Genomic DNA, 16,700 nt, shown 5'->3' with positions numbered 1-16,700 from the left:
ATCACGGCAAATCGTCAAGCCGACGAAAGTTTGCGGTATGGTCGGCCCGTGGAACCCACCAAACCGATAGCCGAGGTCGTCGGCGGTAACTTACGACGGCTCAGAACAGCCCACGGCGTGACAACCGACCAGCTAGCCATTGAGTGCAGATGGGCCGGACTCAAGTGGACCGATAGCCGAGTCTCAGCGATGGAGAACGGCAAGGTCGCGTGCACGCTCGCCACCCTGGTTGCGCTGACGCTCGCACTGCAAAGCGCCTTCGGGCAACCGATTTCGATGTCTGACCTGCTCGACTACGACGGGTTCGTGAAGCTGAACGACCGCCTCTCGATGCGCGGTCAGCGACTCAAGCAGTTCTTCGCCGACACTCCGGTGAAGGTTGTCGGCTCCGACGTCGCTGAGGAGATCGAGAGGCGGGCCGAGCGCAGCTCCGCGTTCAACTCCATCCGCGACCGCGATGACTGGATCGAACTCGGGCAAGTTGCGATACCAGCTCTTCATCAATCCGGCGCAGCAGAGGAACGGGCCGCGAAGGAACTCGGAATCTCAGTCGCACAGCTCGCCATCGAGTCCGCGAAGCTCTGGGACCGCAGTTTCGCAGATGAGCGCGACCGTCGCGCAGGCGAGAACAGCAACGCACAGAAGCGGGGGCAGGTCTCCCGGATACTGAAAACTGAACTGAGACAGGCGATTTCAGATGGCAACGATTGAGCCGTACGAGACCAAGTCCGGGACTCGCTACAGAGTCCGCTACCGCAAGCCCAGCGGGGCGCAGACCGACAAGAGAGGCTTTCGACGCAAGCGCGATGCCGAGGCGTTCGCGAACACGGTCGAGGTAAAGAAGATGACCGGCGAGTACGTAGCCCCGTCGCTGGGCCGCGTCACCGTCGCCGAGCTGGCACCCGACTGGCTGAAAGCCAAGAAGGCCAGTACCGCACCGTCGAACTATCGGACGCTGGAAGCGGCGTGGCGTAACCATGTCGAACCACGTTGGGGCGCAACACAAATCGGCAAAATCGAGTTGTCCGACGTCGAAGACTGGATTACCGATATGCGCCTAGCCGCCATGGAACGGGCCGCAGAGAAGGCCGAGCAGGGCAAGAAGACTAGCAACGGGGCTACCGTGATCATCCGTGCTCATGGCGTCCTGGCGGGCATTCTGGACGCGGCCGTGAAAGCCAAGAGGCTGCCAAAGAATCCCGCTCGAGGCGTCGAGAACTTGCCGGACAAGGTCAAAAAGCGCCACGTCTACTTGACCGCTGCCGACGTGGAACGACTCGCGAAAGAGGCAGGGAGGCACCGCCTCCTGGTGCTCATGCTGGCGTACTGCGGTCCACGATGGGGCGAGACGATCGCGCTGCGCGTCCGTGACATCGACTTCACGCGTCGTCGTCTCACCGTGGCGGACAACGCCGTACAGCTCGGAGTCGACCACGCCGAGGGGCAGACCAAGGGCAAGGAGATTCGCAGCGTGCCCGTCCCTCGCTTTCTGCTGTCCATGCTCGGCGATCACGTGAAGGGGCGTCGGCCGGATGCGCTCGTGTTCCCGCACCCCGACGACCCGGCGAAGTACCTGCCACGGCCGAAGACAACCGATGGTTGGTTCACCGGTGCGGTGAAAAGGTCGAAGGTGCAGCCGATCACGCCGCACGATCTCCGCCACACCTGTGCGTCGCTCACGATCTCGGCGGGCGGGAATGTGCTGGCGTTGGCTCGGCTGTTGGGCCACAAGGACGCCAAGGAAACGTTGAACACCTACGCGGACTTGTTCGATGACGACCTGGACAAGCTCGCGAACGCGATGGACGCGGCGTACGCGCCGAAGGATTGTGGGCAAAATGTGGGCACGGCGGACGATCGCGCGTTCTGTGGGCAAGAAAAAAGCCTCCCACCTGGCGATTCAGGTGGGAGGCGAGAGCGGTGGCGGAGGGATTTGAACCCTCGGAGGGGGGTTACCCCTCACACGCTTTCGAGGCGTGCTCCTTAGGCCGCTCGGACACGCCACCGCCGACAACCATACCGGACGGGGGGCGGATCGCTAAATCGGCTGTAGCGGGGGGTGGGAGGGGTCAGCGTTGGGCGCGGAAGAAGGCGTCGAGGAGGGCTGCGCATTCGGCTTCGAGGATGCCGCCGCGGACTTGCGGGCGGTGATTGAGACGGCGGTCACGGACTACGTCCCAAAGGGAGCCGACGGCACCGGTTTTCGGTTCCCATGCGCCGAAGACCAGGCGGCCGACGCGGGCGAGCACCAGGGCGCCCGCGCACATGGTGCACGGTTCCAGGGTTACCGCGAGTGTGCACCCCTCCAGCCGCCAACCGTCGCCGACGACGGCGGCGGCCCGGCGCAGGGCGAGGATCTCGGCATGCGCGGTCGGGTCGCCGAGGGCCTCCCTGGCGTTGGCCGCGCGCGCGAGCTCACGGCCGTCGGCATCGAAGACGACGGCACCGACCGGTACGTCGCGCTCACCCGCATCGGCTGCGGCGGCGATCGCCGCGCGGACCATGTCGGTGTCGTCGGTGAGCAGGCTCACGTCAGCGCGGCAGCTTGTCCAGTACGGCCGTGAGTTCGTTGGCGAAGCCGAGGCGCTGGGCGATCATGCCGAGCTGCTCGTCCGGATAGAGATCGGTCTCGGCGAGGATCACGCTGAGCACGGGTTCGGGCAGGCCGAGGTCGGCGAGGACGCCGAGGTCGCCCTCCTCCCACGGCTCGATATCGTCGAGTTCGTCCGGATCGATGTCCGGAATTTCGATATTCAGGGCCTCGAGGACATCGGCGGCGATGTCGTAGTCGATCGCGGCCGTCGCATCCGAGACCAGCATCCGGGTACCGCTCGGCGCGGGCCGGAGCACGATGAAGAACTCGTCATCGATATCCAGCAATCCGAACACCGCACCGGAACTGCGCAATGCTTTGAGTTCTGTTTCCGCCGCGGACAAATCGGTGAGCGCGGCCTGACTCAGCGGACTACACCGCCATTGTCCTTCTTCGCGGACAACCGCCACTGCGAACCCTTCCACGTCGTCGTAATCATCCGACGCAGCCTTGTTCGTGCCCGAGCGCTGTGCTGCCATGCCGCAACGGTAGTCGGCTCGAGCCGAAATGTTGAAGTCGTATGCGAATCTGTTCCGATGACTCCTGACCAGAAAGCACCGGTGTGTGTCCTCGGGACAGGCTTGATCGGCGGTTCGCTGCTGCGCGCCGCGGTCGGCGCAGGCTATGACGCGTGGGGCTACAACAGGTCAGAGGCGGGATCGCAGGCCGCGCGGGCGGACGGATTCGATGTCACCGGGGATCTGCTCGGGGTGCTGACCCGGGCCGCGGATACCGATGCGCTGATCGTCGTCTCGGTGCCGATGCCCGCGGTGGACCACATCCTCGCCGAGGTGGCCACCTTCGCGCCGCGCTGCTCGCTCACCGATGTGGTGAGCGTCAAGGCGCCGGTGGCCGAGGCGGTGCGGCGGCACGGGCTCGCGGCTCGCTATGTCGGCGGGCACCCGATGGCCGGCACCTCCGAATCCGGTTGGGCGGCTACCGATCCCGGCCTGTTCCGTGCCGCGGTGTGGGCGGTCGGCGTGGACGAGGGCACCCATCCGGAACCGTGGCTTCGGGTGGTGCGCCTTGCGCTCGCGTGCGGTGCAGTGGTCATCCCGGTGGTCGCGGGCGAGCACGACAGGGCGGTGGCCCGGATATCCCATCTGCCGCATGTCCTGGCCGAGGCGCTTGCGGTGGCCGGGGCGGCGGGCGGCGAGCTGGCGCTCGGGCTGGCCGCGGGTTCGTTCCGCGACGGCACTCGAGTCGCCGCCACCGCCCCCGACCTGGTCCGCGCCATCTGCGAACCGAACGCCACCGCCCTGCTCGACGTGCTGGAGGAGACGCTCACCGTGCTCGGCGCCGCGCGCGACAGCCTCCGCGACGAAGGCACCCTGGTCGACCTCGTCGAGGCCGGGCACGACGGCCGCGAACGCTATGCAACCGCCCAGCGCTGGGAGATCACCGACATCCGCCCCGGCGACCACAACTGGCTCGAAGCGCTGCGCGAGGCGGGCCAACGCGGCGGGGTGATCACCAAGCTGGACTGATCGCACAGCACCGGATCAGATGCGCTCGGCGAGACCCGGGTAGTCGAGGAGGAAGCCGTCGGCGTCGACGGTGACGGTGGCGCTGGAGACGGGAGAAAGCACGCTGATGCCGGTGGCGCCGCTGCTGTAGGTAAGGCTGGCTTCTTGGACCAGGAGGTCGGGGAGCCGGACGTAGACGACCGGGACCTGGATGTTGTCGACGCCGTTCTGCAGGCCGAAGCGGCGGATGGGGAGGGTGTTGAAGAACGGGCTGAGTACGACATCGACGTCGAGGGCGCCCGCGAAGGTGGAGCGGACGTGGCCGCCGCCTGCGTCGACGAGCCAGTAGTTCTCCTCGTCCCTGGCGATCGAGGCCTGGCGTTCCCCGGCAGCGGTGGTGCTGCGCAGGGACAGCCGCTTCGTGACACCGTTCTCGTCGGTGACCAGGTCATACGACGCACTGAACGCGGGATGGTCGGCGCATTCGCCGCCGATCATGCGACCGGCGGCGCGGATGCGGTTGCCATTGAGCGTCACGCGGACGGACTCCATCCGTGACGCGTTGTGCGCGCGCCACGTGAGAATCGCCGGCCACCGCGATGCCGCCGGTTGGCTGTCGAGGCCGAGGTCTGGGTTCGTCACGTATCTACCGTAAGCGACGCACGCGCCTTGCCCGCATCACACCAGCGACTCTCGCCATGCCGCGTGCAGGCTGGCGAACCGGCCGGTGCCCCCGATGAGCTCGCTCGGCGTACCGTCCTCGACGATCCGACCCGCTTCCAGCACCAGCACGCGGTCGGCGATGGCGACCGTGGAGAGCCGGTGCGCGATGATCACGGCGGTGCGATCGCGCAGCACCGTCTCCAGCGCGCGCTGGATCTGCCGCTCGCTCGGAATGTCCAGACTCGAGGTCGCCTCGTCCAGCACGATCACCGCCGGATCCGCGAGGAACACTCTGGCGAAGGCGACCAACTGCCGTTGCCCCGCCGACAATCGCCCACCGCGTTTGCGCACATCGGTGTCGAAGCCCTCGGGCAGCGCGGTGACGAACTCGTACAGCCCGACCGCGCGCGCCGCCGCGAACACCTCCGCATCACTGGCCTCCGGCCGGCCGAGCCGAATATTGTCGGCCACCGATCCGGAGAACAGATACGACTCCTGGGTGACCATCACGACGTTGCGCCGCAGATCCGCATCGGACAACCGCCGCAGGTCGATACCGTCCAAGGCCACCGTGCCGCCCGACGGGTCATAGAACCGCGTCAACAACTTGGCCAACGTGGACTTGCCCGCACCGGTCGCACCGACCAGCGCGATCACCTGCCCGGCCGGAATCTCCAGGGAGAACTCGGGCAGTACCGGACGCGCTCGTCCGGGCTCCTCGGATTGCGGCACAACACCTTCGAGACGCGCCACCGCGGCGTCGCCCCGCGGCAGCCCGGTCACGCTCGCTCGCACCGCACCCGAAGCATCCGAGACTACGAGCGCCACAGTGCGTCCGGCGGAATCCGAATCGGCCGGCGCATGCCCCGGAGTCACCTTGCCCACGCTCGACGTCACCACATCAGGGTTGTCCGATACGCCCGCAACAGTCCCTCGAGCCGCATCCGACGGCCCGAGCACGGCATCGGCATCGGCATCGGCATCGGCATCGGAAGATTCCGGCGCCGCGGTCCGCGCGGCAGCAGCTCCGTAGCCGAACCACACTCGGTCCATCCGCACGGCACCGGTCGCCTTCGCCAATGTGATCGGCTGCTCCGGTTCCCGAACCGAGGGTTCCTCCTCGAGCACGCCGGAGATTTTCTCCAGCGCGGCCGCCGCGGACTGGTAGGCATTGAATACCTGGGCGAGCTCGTCGAGGGGGCCGTAGAACTCGTTGAGGTACAACAGGTATGCCGCGAGGACGCCGACGGCGAGGTTGCCCTCGATCACCTGCCAGGCGCCGACCACGATGACGATCACCGTGGTCAGATTGCCGAGCAGGCGGGTGAGACCGGCATAGTCGCCCATGCCGCGCATCGCCGCGGTGGTGGCCTGGAAGTATTCGGCATCCTCGGTTGCCAGCACCGATTCGTTGCGGGTCTCGCGACGGAAGGCCTGTACCGCGCGCATGCCGCCCATCGACTCCACGAACTGCACGACCACTTTCGCGATGGCGCCGCGGGTGCGCCGATAGCCCGCTCGCTGCCTGCGCTGCGCCCAGCGGGTGACCAGCGCCAACGGCACGAACCCGAGCAGCACGATCGCGGCGAGCGTCTGATCGAGGTAGATCAGCAGCACCGCGATGGTCAGCACCGAAAGGATCGCGCTCAGCGCCTGATTCAGCGCGCTCTCCAGCAGCTGCTGCAACGTTTCGATGTCACCGGTCAATCGTGCGACGACCTTGCCAGAGGTGTACTGCTCGTGGAAGGCCACGCTGAGCCGCTGCATATGGGCGAACAGCCGGACCCGCAGATCGAAAAGCACACTCTGGCTGAGCCTTCCGGAGATCCGCAGGAAGACGAAGGTGGTAAAGACACCGACGCCGACCGCACAGAGGTAACCCGCGACGGTGCGCGCCAAGGGCGCCCAGTTCCCCGCGGCTCCCTCGGCGATGCCGACGTCGAGCCCGTGCGCGACGAACAGCGGCGCCGACACCATCGCGGCATTGTCGAGCACGATCAGCAGCAGGGCGAAGACCGCGAGTTTGCGGTACGGCCGGACCAGGCTCAGCAGCAGGCGCCGAGATCGACCGGCCAGCACCAGATTTCCGGTCTCGGTGACCGTCTTGTCCTCGTTGGCGATGCCGCGCCAGTCGGCGACCTCGTCGCGGTCGGCCGAATCATCGGCGGGGACGGTGGTTTCGGTGATGGTCATGATTCACCTCCCATCAGCTCGCGGTAGCGACTGCTGGTTTTGAGTAGTTGATCGTGAGCGCCTTCGGCGACGATCCGGCCGTCGGCGAGCAGCGCCACCCGGTCGGCCAGTGCCGCGGTCGAAGGTCGGTGCGCCACAAGCAATGTGGTGGCACCGGCCAGTACTGTGCGCAGCCGTTCCTGAACGCGCTCCTCGGTCTCCACATCGAGTGCGGACAGCGGGTCGTCGAGCACCATGATCCGAGTCCGCTTCCCCGCGCTTGCTCGCGCGAGCACCGCGCGGGCCAGAGCCAGACGCTGGCGCTGACCGCCGGACAGGCTCAGCCCCTGCTCACCGATTCGGGTATCCAGTCCCCACGGCAGGTCGTTCACGAAATCGGTGGCCTGGGCGACATCCAGCGCGCGCCGCACATCGTCGTCGGTGGCCTCCGGATCGCCGAGCGCTACGTTCTCCCGCACACTCGCCGAGAACAGCACCGGCTCCTCGAATGCCACCGAGACCAGCGAACGCAGATCGGACACCCGCATGGACGCGATATCGATGCCGTCGATGGTGATGGCGCCGTCGGTCACGTCGTAGAGCCGCGGAATCAGGTTGAGCAGCGCCGTCTTGCCGCTACCGGTCGCGCCGACCAGCGCCACCGTCTCACCCGGGCGCACCTTCAGCGAAATATCATGCAGCACTTCACCTTTCGCGTCCGGAAAAGCGAAACGCACACCATGCATCGTCAGTTCGCCGACGATCCGCTCCGGCAGTGCCACCGGATCCGCGGGATCGGTGATTTCGACGGGGGTGTCGATGATCTCCCAGAACCGGTCCGCCGCCGTGCGCGCATCGTTCCACTCGGCGAGCAGGAAGCCGGTCCAGATGATCGGCCACTGCAGGAAGGTCGCCAGCGTGATGCTCGCGACCAGGGTGCCGAGCGTCATCATCTGGTGTGCGACGGCGTAACCGCCGTAGCCGAGCGCGAAGGCGATGGCCAGTTGCGGCAGGCACACCATCGCCGACCAGAGCGTGGCATCCAGCCGCACCTTGAGCAGTTCGGTCTGCTGCAGTTCCCGTGACTGCGCGGTGAACCGGCCGCCGAAGAACGCACCGCGACCGAATGCCTTCAGCACACGGATGCCCTGCGCGGACTCCTCGGCGGTGGTGGCCAAGTCACCGGCCTGATCTTGCGAGCGCCGCGAGGCCACACCGTAGCGCCGCTCGAATCGCAGGCAGACGTAGGACAGCGGGATCGCGAGGACCGCGAAGGTCAGCCCGATCCGCCAGCTCAGCGCGAACAACACCACCAGACCGATCGGGATCACAATGAAGTGGATGATCAGGAACGGCCCCGCGAATGCGACGAACCGTTTCATGGTGCCCATATCGTCGACTGCGCGGGAGAGCAGCTGGCCGGACTCCCAGGCATCGTGGCGTCCGATCGAGAGCGTCTGCAGTTTGCGGAAGATCTTGGCGCGCATATCGATCTCGAACTGGGCCGCGGGCTTCGCGATCAGCCACCGCCGACCCCATACGCCGCACGCCTCCAGCAGACCGAGCGACAGCACGAGCAGCACCGGAAACACGACGCCGCCGAAATCGCGCCGCTGGATCGGGCCGTCGATAATCCGCGCGATGACCAGCGGAATCATGATCGCCGTCAGGGTGGCGAGCACCGCGAGCGTGGTGGCCCCGAGCAGCGTGAACCGATGCGGCCGCAGATACGGCCAGAACCGGCGAAGCGATTGCAGGCGGCCCGGCGCCGCGGCGGCGGGCCGCTCCGGTCTGTCGACCTCCGTGTCGGCCAACGGCATATCGAGCGTGACGGACAAAGCTCCCCCTCGTGATCGTCTTGGATTGGCCGTGTCGCGAACGGATCCCCGGTGATGTTCGCATCGGGGTCCGACATTTCAGCGTGGCATCAGTCCCGAGATAGACCAACCGATTTTCCGCCACGTCCACAGCCAACAACCTCGAGTAACCTCGAGGTCAAGCACCCCCGCAACACCCCCGAACGCACCGCATACGACATCGGCGCCCGGATGCCCGGGCGCCGATGGCCGCTACTTCGATTCTACCGTCGTATAACCCGAGATCAGACGGTCACATCCGCCGAATCAACCGGCGCGTCCGGGAAGTCCTGCTGCTGATAGCCGCCGCGCAATGTGCCCTCCAAATACGCGGTGCGGCAGGCGCGCCGGGCGATCTTGCCGCTGGACGTGCGCGGAATCGAGCCCGCCGGAACCAGCAGCAGATCGCGCACCGTGACGCCGTGGCGCTGTGCGATCGCACCGCGCACGATATCGGCGATCGGCTGCGGATCCAGCTTCGCCGCACCGGTGCCGCGCTCGGCCACGATCACCAACTGTTCCGAGGTGTCATCGGCATCGAAGGCGAGGCCGGAATGGCTGCCCTGTTCGAATACCGATGCGGGCAATTGATTCGCGGGCACCGAGAATGCCGCGACGAATCCGGGCCGCAGGGCGGTGTCGGATTCCTGCGCCGAGAATTCCAGATCCTGCGGGTAGTGGTTGCGACCGTCGACGATCACCAGATCCTTCACCCGCCCGGTGATATACAGCTCGCCGTCCAGGTAGACACCGAAGTCGCCGGTGCGCATCCACTTCGCGTCCGGATCGGTGCCCTGTGCGTGGCTGCCCTCCGATAGTCGCTGCGCCAAGATGTTGTGGAAGATCGCGGCGGTTTCATCCGGCCGACCCCAGTACCCGATGCCCATATTGTCGCCGTGCAGCCAGATTTCGCCGACTTCGCCGTTATCGCGCTCGATGCCGGTGTCCGGATCGACGATCACCGCCCATTGCGATAGCGCCACAAAACCGCAGGACACCTGTGCGATCGAATTCTCCGTGCCCTTCGGCACTTCCACCATCCGCCCGGCGTTGAGCTCATTGCGATCGACGTAGACGACCTTCGCCTCGTCGGTGGCCCTGGTCGCCGAAACGAACAGCGTTGCCTCGGCCATGCCGTAGCAGGGCTTCAGCGCGGTCTTCGGCAGACCGTACGGCGCGAATGCCTCGTTGAATTTCTGCATCGACGACACCGAAACCGGCTCGCTGCCGTTGATCAGCCCGATCACATTCGAAAGATCCAGTTCCTCATCGGCTTTCGGCTTACCGCGGGCGGCCGCATGTTCGTATGCGAAATTCGGTGCGGCCGCGAAAGTTCCGGCGCCGTCGGAGGCGGCGGCCAGTTCCTTGATCCAGCGATACGGCCGCCGCACGAAGGCGCTCGGCGACATGATCGTGATGAATCCACCGCCGATGGTCGGCAGGATCACCGACAGCAGACCCATATCGTGGAACAGCGGCAGCCAGGTGACGCCACGCGAATTCTCTTGTACCCCAATAGCATCGATCATTTGCAGCAAATTGGTGCCGACCCCGCGGTGGGTGATCTCGACACCGGCCGGGGTCCTCGTCGAGCCGGAGGTGTACTGCAGATAGGCGACGCTGTCGATATTTATTTCCGGTCGCACCCAGGTCGAGCCGACGCTGTCCGGAATCGCGTTCACCGCGATAATCCGCGGACGCTGGGCCACCGGGAGGTACCGGAAAAAGTTCCGAACACCCGCGGCGGCCGAACCGACGGTCAGGATCGCCGATGGTTTGCAGTCATTGAGCACCGCGTGCAGGCGATCGGTGTGGCCCTGCTCATCCGGATCGAACAGCGGCACCGCGATATTGCCCGCGTAAACCGCCGCGAAGATCGAGACGACGTAGTCCAGCCCCTGCGGGGCCAGCACCGCCACCCGATCACCCTGCCGAGTCACCTGCTGCAGCCTGGCCGCGACCGCACGCAGCCGCACGCCGAATTGATGCCAGGTCAATTCGATGTACTCGCCGTCGCGCTCGCGCGAGTAGTCGATGTAGCGGTAGGCGAGCTCGTCGCCGTTCTCCATGCTGTGCTTGTCGACGAAGTCGATCAGGGTCTTGTCGCCACGGATTTTGATATTGCCCTGATCGTCCAAATAGTCGTCGAAGGTCTCGTCGATCATCGCCTTATCCTTTTGCCAACGCAGGCACTCGGGCCGTGCGATTACACCGAACACAGGTCGATAACGAAGTGTCGGGAAGGCTAGCAGGTATGCCTTCCCGACTCGGCTCAGTACCGCCCGAAAGCGATCGCGACGTTGTGCCCGCCGAAACCGAACGAGTTGTTCACGGCGTAGTCGATTCGTCCGGGTCGGGCCTCGCCCTTGACCACATCGAGCTCGATTTCCGGATCCTGATTATCCAGATTCAGCGTCGGTGGAACGATGCCGTCGCGCACCGAGAGCACCGTCAGCACCGATTCCAGGGCGCCGACCGCACCGATCGAATGGCCCAGTGCGGATTTCGGCGCGTAGACCGAAACATGGTCGCCCACGGCGGCATTGATGGCCTGCGCCTCGGCGGTATCGCCGATCGGCGTCGCGGTCGCGTGCGCATTGACATGGCCGACATCGCTTTTGCTGATTCCGGCCTTCTGCATGGCCCTGGTCATCGCCCGCGCGGCGCCCTTGCCCTCGATATCGGGTGCGACCAAATGAAAGGCGTCGGAAGTGATCCCGGCACCCATCAGACGCGCGTGAATGGTCGCGCCGCGCGCCTTGGCGTGCTCCTCGGTTTCGATGACCATCATCGCGCCCGCCTCACCGAAGACGAATCCGTCGCGATCCTTGTCGAACGGTCGCGATGCGGCCCTCGGGTCCTCGTTGCGGGTGCTCATAGCGCGCATCATGGTGAATGCCGCGATCGGCACGGCCTGGATGGAACCCTCGACCCCGCCGGTGACCACCATGTCGGCATCGCCCATCACGATCATCTGCCAGGCATTGGCGATCGCCTCCGAACCCGACGAGCAGGCCGAGACCGGTGTCACCACACCCGCTTTCGCACCGAGTTCCAGGCCGACGCAGGCGGCCGCGCCGTTGGGCATGATGCGCTGCACGGTCAGCGGCGACACCTTCCGATAGCCGCCGTTCTGCAGCCGGTCGCGCGCGGCCGTGATGAATTCGCCGCCGCCGAGACCGGTACCGATGGCGACGCCGAGGCGGTTCTTGTCCACCTCCGGACTGCCCGCATTGCGCCAGACCTCACGGGCCAGCACCACGGCCATCTGCTCCACATACGACAGGTGCAGTGACTCCTGCCTGGTGAGGCAATCCGCAGGCTTGACCTTCAGATGTCCGCCGATGCGCACGGGTAGCTCGAACTGCTCGATAAAGCTGTCCTCGAGGACATCGATGCCGCTCTCGCCGTTGAGCAGGCCCTTCCAGGTGGAGTCGACATCACCGGCGATCGAAGTGGTCGCCGCCAGACTGGTCACGACAACGTTGGGATAGTTTCCGTTCTTGGTGGACGGAATCTGCATTTCGCTCACTTTCCTGGCGTCACTCTTGGGATAAACCGGGAACTGCGCGTGGAAGGTCATCGAACGACCGAGCAAACCGTGATCCGACCGTGAGCATTGCTCGGGGCATCCGGTCGGATCGGGTGCTCGACACATTACCGTGGCGGTCGCTGGTCGTCGCATTCGATGCTCGAGTAACCTGCTGAGCGGATACGCAGCGCTGGTGGTTCCGAGCGATCCGCGAGCAACCGCGAGAAGGGATGACTGTGACGGGCGGGCGGATGGTCGGGCTGTTCGCCGGTATCGGCGGGCTGGAGCTCGGCCTCGGGCGCCACGGCTGGCACACCGAGCTGCTGTGCGAGATCGATCCCGGTGCGCAGGCGGTGCTGGCCGCGCGCTTTCCCGGGATTCCGTTGCAGGGGGACATCACTCGGCTGCGGGCCCTGCCCGCCGGGACCGAGCTGGTCGCCGCCGGATTTCCCTGCCAGGACCTGTCGCAGGCCGGACGCACCGCGGGCATCACAGGTAAGCGCTCGGGTCTGGTGGACGAGGTGTTCCGGCTGGTGCGCCGTCAGCGTGGACCGCGCTGGCTGTTGATCGAGAATGTGCCGTTCATGCTGCAGCTGGGTCGTGGGGCCGCCATGCGGCACATCACGAGCGCGCTGGAGGAGCTCGGCTACACCTGGGCATACCGGTTGGTCGACGCGCGCGCGTTCGGGCTGCCACAGCGCCGTCAGCGGGTGTTGATGCTGGCTTCGCGCACCGAAGATCCGCGTCGGGTGCTGTTCGGTGACGATGCCGGACCGCTCGATCTCGGTGACCCGGAACAGGATCCGTGCGGCTTCTACTGGACCGAGGGGGTGCGCGGGCTCGGCTGGGCGGTGAATGCGATCCCGACGCTCAAAGGCGGTTCGGCACTGGGGATCGCGAGTCCGCCCGCGGTGCGGTTGCCCTCGGGCGAGCTCGTCACGCCGGGCATCGTCGACGGCGAGCGGCTGCAGGGCTTCGACGCCGACTGGACCGAACCGGCGACCACGGCGCCCGGAATTCGGCACGGACACCGATGGAAGCTGATCGGGAATGCGGTGAGCGTGCGGATGGCGTCCTGGGTCGGCGCGCGGCTGGCCGAGCCACTCGACCCGATTCCCGGCGATGAGCCGTTGCCGCCGGGGCGGCCGTGGCCGGTCGCCGCGTGGGGTCGCGCGGGTAACGCCTATCGGGTGCCGCTTTCGACGTGGCCGGTGCACGAGCCGTACGAAGATCTGCAGCATTTCCTCACCGATTCGCGACTGCTCTCGGCGCGTGCCACCGCCGGTTTCCTGCGGCGCACCGGAATGGGCAATCTACGGTTCCCGCCCGGATTTCTGGCCGATGTGGAAAGTCATCTCGATCGGATGGGCGGCTGGGCGGCATGAGGTTCGGTACGTCATGAACCCGGCTCGCCATCCGCTCACCGACGCCGCGACCAGCGCGCGGATGGCCCGTCAGCGGCGGACCGGAACCCGGCCCGAACTCGCGCTGCGCCGGGAATTGCATCGGCGCGGACTGCGCTATTTCGTCGATCGGGCGCCGTTGCGCGGGCAGCGTCGGCGGGCGGATCTGGTCTTTCCCCGGCTGCGCGTCGCGGTGTATGTGGACGGATGTTTCTGGCATCGGTGCCCGCAGCACGCGACCGATCCGAAGAACAACGCGCAGTGGTGGGCGGACAAATTGAGCGGAAATGTGGCCCGTGACCGGGCGACCGATGCCGCGCTGGCGGCCGAGGGATGGCAGGTGATCCGGGTCTGGGAACACGAGGACGCCATTGTGGCGGCCGACCGGATCCAGACCGTATTGGCCGCGAGACGCTAGCTGAATCTTTGAAGCGACCGGCAAGCAGTCACCAGCGGCGTTCACGCACCCGGACCAGCGAGCGCGGCGCGTGCGCGGCCAGGTAGCCCGACACCGCCATTACCGTCAGCACCAGCATTCCGGCGATGGCCGTTGTGATTCCGATCATGGGGACCTCCTCAGTTCTACCAACCATCGCCGACGGACCTGACAGAACCCTGTGTTCGAGTTGGTAATGAGGTGTGTGGAAGACCGGTCGGTGCGGACACGCACCTACTGTTGATCACCGGACCAACGAGGAGGCGGAGAATGGTCCAGTGACTGATAGCCGGAGGCTCGCCGAACGACACGTCCGGGTGGCCTGCGGGCTCATCGCGGCCGCGATCGCGATCGCCGGACTCTGCTATTCGTCGTGGTTGCTCGAGTTCGTGCTGAAGATCGATGTCGATCCGGTCAACTCGTTCCTCAGCGAACTCGATGCCGTCGGCAAACCGCATCGCGAGTTGTTCGCGACCGCCGACAAGATCGTCGGCGCATTGCTGATGCCCGCCGCGATCGCCGGGCTGCTGTTGTTTCCGCGCCGCAGATTCACCACCATCGGCTGGATCGCGCTGTTCTGCTTCGGCGCCGCGACCATCGGCGACGTACTGCTCCCGCTGCGCGATTGCACCCCGCAGGACAACGCCGAATGCGGCGGCGGTGGCAGCGAACTGTTCCCGCAATTGCATCAGCCGCACGCGCTGACCAGCACCATCGCGGTCACCGCCATCGCCATCGCGACCTTCGCGTTCAGCGTGGCCGCCTTCCGATATCACCGCTGGCGGATCCTGCGCGAGGCCGGCGTGGTGGTGCTGGTGATCGGGTCGGCGGCGACCGTGTGGATGTTGGTCGCCGACAACCTGACCGGCAATTACGCGCTCGGTATCGCCCAGCGGATCCAGGTCGGATCGATGTCGCTGTGGCTGATCACATTGGCGGCCGCGGTGATTCTGGAAGGCCGCGAGTGGGTCGAGAGCGATTCGAGTTAGTCGATCTTGATCTCGACCGTGTGGGTGTCGAGTTTCGCGGGCAGTTCGCTGGTGTCCACCTCGAGGATTTCGCCGGTGTCCTGCAGGCCGTTGGGCAGTGTCTTGGGCTTCAGGCCGAAGGGCGGCTGGTCACCCTTGCCGGCGGCAAGGCCGAAATCGCTGTCGTTGGCGATGTAGAGGGTCTTACCGCCGTCGAGCGTCGCGACGCCCTCGATCTTGTCGTGTCCGAAGAACTTGCCGTCGGCGTTCAGGCTGGTGACCAGAGCGGTGAAATCCAGGTTCGCGGTCTTCGCGGCGGGGGTGACGCCCACTTTCTTCAGCGCCGCGGTCGCGTCATTGGTCGAGATGGCGCCGACCAGGGTTTCCAGCGGCTTGCCCTCGATCTGGAGGCCGCCGCGTTCCGAAACATATTGTGCGCCGGGAACCTTCGAGTCCGGACCGACATCGGTGGCACCGGAGATATCGATGGTCCACAGCTTCTTATCGGCCTTCGGAGGCAGGTTGCCGTCGCGTTCGTCGACCAGGAAAGTGGTGGCGCTCAGCGCGGTGATCTCGGAGTCGGCGACCTTGGTGGCCTTCGGATCCTGCAGCGGGAGGACGAATTCCTTGACCGCCTTGGTTTTCAGGTCGACGGTGACGATGCGGGTCATCGGCACGTCTTTGGCCGAACCGCCGAGACCGGGGGTATTCAGGCCGCTCTGCACGACGCCGACGAGGGTGCCGCCGTCAGGAGTGATGGTCAGACCCTCCATGCCCTGGTTCGGGGTGCGCAGCGAAAGTTCCTTGGGCAGAACGGATCCCGGGGCGAATCGCTCCAGTTCGCCGCCCTTGGCGTCGAAATGCACCAGGAACGGGCCGTATTCGTCGGAGACCCAGAAGGTGCCGTCCAGCAACGCGACCAGGCCCTCCGGGTCGAGGCCATGGTCGGTGGGCGGCAGCACGTTTCCGGCGAGGTCCTTGATGGTTTCGCCGGTGCTCGCGGCGACGTCGACCTGACCGTTGAACGGAGTGCCGTCGGCGGTGTGCAGATCGATCGTGGATTGCAGGACCGCGCGATTGCCGACCAGCTTGAATCGACCGATCTTCGGCACGAAACCCGGTGTCGGGGTGAGCTTCTCGTTCTTTCCGGGACCGTCCACGTTGGGACCGCGATCGGTGAGTCCGTAGAACTCGCCCGCTGCGCCGGGCACCGGGGTCCATGCCGAGCCGTAACCGCTGGCCTGCACGGTGGTGCCGCCGAATTCGCCGAGCGGCGCAATGTCGGTGGTGTACAGGCGAACCGCGTCGGTGGTGGTGACCTTCAGCTCGTCGGTGCCGGTGTAGCCCGGCTTCGGCTGGTAGACCAGTGCGCCGTCGAGGCGGCGGGTCAGCGTGCCGTGTTCCGGATCGGCGATCGTCACGGCGGCGGTGCCACCGGTGGCGGCCAGCAGGTCGTCCAGGGAGATCACCAGCGGCTGGTCCTTGGCCACGGTGAAGTCGGCCTTGGTATCCGAGGACGAGCAGCCTGCGGCCAGCACGCCCACACAGAGGACGGCGACCGCGGTGATACGAGGGTGCGCTTTCATCGTGTCTGCCTATCGCAGACAGCCG

13 protein-coding genes, 1 tRNA gene and 1 pseudogene are annotated in these 16,700 nt (G+C 66.1%); 6 read left to right on the top strand and 9 right to left on the bottom strand.

All coding sequences use genetic code 11. The annotated features are described in order from the left end of the window. Positions 1-48 precede the first annotated feature (48 nt). Both ACQPYR_RS01655 and ACQPYR_RS01650 read left to right on the top strand, forming a co-directional pair. Entirely contained in the window at positions 49-711 is a 663-nt protein-coding gene (locus tag ACQPYR_RS01655) for a helix-turn-helix domain-containing protein (protein WP_433626760.1), read from the top strand. Beyond that, a pseudogene (locus ACQPYR_RS01650) lies at positions 698-1,711 on the top strand (tyrosine-type recombinase/integrase); the annotation flags it as partial. The gene ACQPYR_RS01655 and the pseudogene ACQPYR_RS01650, both read left to right, overlap by 14 nt. Positions 1,712-1,918: 207 nt before the next feature. Here the strand turns inward: ACQPYR_RS01650 and ACQPYR_RS01645 are convergent. The 3 genes from ACQPYR_RS01645 to ACQPYR_RS01635 all read right to left on the bottom strand — a co-directional run bounded on the left by ACQPYR_RS01645 (position 1,919) and on the right by ACQPYR_RS01635 (position 3,072). Further along, positions 1,919-2,006: transfer RNA gene (locus tag ACQPYR_RS01645), tRNA-Ser, on the bottom strand. A 63-nt stretch (positions 2,007-2,069) separates the two neighbouring features. Continuing rightward, on the bottom strand, positions 2,070-2,504 hold the full coding sequence (locus ACQPYR_RS01640; protein ID WP_433635436.1) for a nucleoside deaminase: 435 nt from the start codon (positions 2,502-2,504) through the stop codon (positions 2,070-2,072). 28 nt (positions 2,505-2,532) lie between these two features. Beyond that, positions 2,533-3,072 (bottom strand): tRNA adenosine deaminase-associated protein, encoded by a 540-nt coding sequence (locus ACQPYR_RS01635; protein ID WP_387295677.1) that lies wholly within the window; start codon positions 3,070-3,072, stop codon positions 2,533-2,535. Between the two features lie 57 nt (positions 3,073-3,129). On the opposite strand from ACQPYR_RS01635, the gene ACQPYR_RS01630 reads away from it, so the two are divergent. Beyond that, on the top strand, positions 3,130-4,080 hold the full coding sequence (locus ACQPYR_RS01630) for a prephenate dehydrogenase (protein WP_433626757.1): 951 nt from the start codon (positions 3,130-3,132) through the stop codon (positions 4,078-4,080). A gap of 15 nt (positions 4,081-4,095) precedes the next feature. Here ACQPYR_RS01630 and ACQPYR_RS01625 read toward each other — a convergent pair whose 3' ends face one another. From ACQPYR_RS01625 to ACQPYR_RS01605, 5 genes are all read right to left on the bottom strand, one after another. Beyond that, entirely contained in the window at positions 4,096-4,701 is a 606-nt protein-coding gene (locus tag ACQPYR_RS01625) for a putative glycolipid-binding domain-containing protein (protein WP_433626755.1), read from the bottom strand. Between the two features lie 36 nt (positions 4,702-4,737). Then, the gene (locus ACQPYR_RS01620) at positions 4,738-6,915 is read right to left on the bottom strand and encodes an ABC transporter ATP-binding protein (protein WP_433626752.1); all 2,178 of its coding nucleotides are present in this window, start codon (positions 6,913-6,915) and stop codon (positions 4,738-4,740) included. Continuing rightward, positions 6,912-8,732 carry an ABC transporter ATP-binding protein gene (locus ACQPYR_RS01615; protein WP_433626749.1) on the bottom strand — a complete coding sequence of 607 codons (1,821 nt, stop codon included), beginning with the start codon at positions 8,730-8,732 and terminating at the stop codon, positions 6,912-6,914. The genes ACQPYR_RS01620 and ACQPYR_RS01615 overlap by 4 nt, the downstream gene beginning before the upstream one ends. Positions 8,733-8,995: 263 nt before the next feature. Next, on the bottom strand, positions 8,996-10,915 hold the full coding sequence (fadD32, locus tag ACQPYR_RS01610) for a long-chain-fatty-acid--AMP ligase FadD32 (protein ID WP_433626746.1): 1,920 nt from the start codon (positions 10,913-10,915) through the stop codon (positions 8,996-8,998). 107 nt (positions 10,916-11,022) lie between these two features. Then, entirely contained in the window at positions 11,023-12,273 is a 1,251-nt protein-coding gene (locus ACQPYR_RS01605; protein ID WP_433626743.1) for a KasA/KasB family beta-ketoacyl-ACP synthase, read from the bottom strand. Between the two features lie 239 nt (positions 12,274-12,512). Between ACQPYR_RS01605 and ACQPYR_RS01600 the strand changes: the two genes are divergently transcribed. The 3 genes from ACQPYR_RS01600 (at position 12,513) to ACQPYR_RS01590 (ending at position 15,110) form a co-directional block, all read left to right on the top strand. Further along, entirely contained in the window at positions 12,513-13,667 is a 1,155-nt protein-coding gene (locus ACQPYR_RS01600) for a DNA cytosine methyltransferase (RefSeq protein ID WP_433626741.1), read from the top strand. Between the two features lie 13 nt (positions 13,668-13,680). Next, the gene (locus ACQPYR_RS01595; protein WP_433626738.1) at positions 13,681-14,103 is read left to right on the top strand and encodes a very short patch repair endonuclease; all 423 of its coding nucleotides are present in this window, start codon (positions 13,681-13,683) and stop codon (positions 14,101-14,103) included. 296 nt (positions 14,104-14,399) lie between these two features. Further along, complete coding sequence (locus ACQPYR_RS01590; RefSeq protein WP_433626736.1) at positions 14,400-15,110, top strand: DUF998 domain-containing protein; 711 nt, start codon at positions 14,400-14,402, stop codon at positions 15,108-15,110. Here the strand turns inward: ACQPYR_RS01590 and ACQPYR_RS01585 are convergent. Beyond that, the gene (locus tag ACQPYR_RS01585) at positions 15,107-16,675 is read right to left on the bottom strand and encodes an esterase-like activity of phytase family protein (protein ID WP_433626733.1); all 1,569 of its coding nucleotides are present in this window, start codon (positions 16,673-16,675) and stop codon (positions 15,107-15,109) included. The two genes, ACQPYR_RS01590 and ACQPYR_RS01585, sit on opposite strands and share 4 nt — an antisense overlap. Positions 16,676-16,700 lie beyond the last annotated feature (25 nt).

The sequence above is a fragment of the Nocardia sp. CA-120079 genome (assembly GCF_050955745.1).
Taxonomy (GTDB): Bacteria; Actinomycetota; Actinomycetes; order Mycobacteriales; family Mycobacteriaceae; genus Nocardia.
The sequence above is the reverse complement of the archived record's forward strand: the minus strand, read 5'-3'. Positions and strand labels throughout refer to the sequence as shown.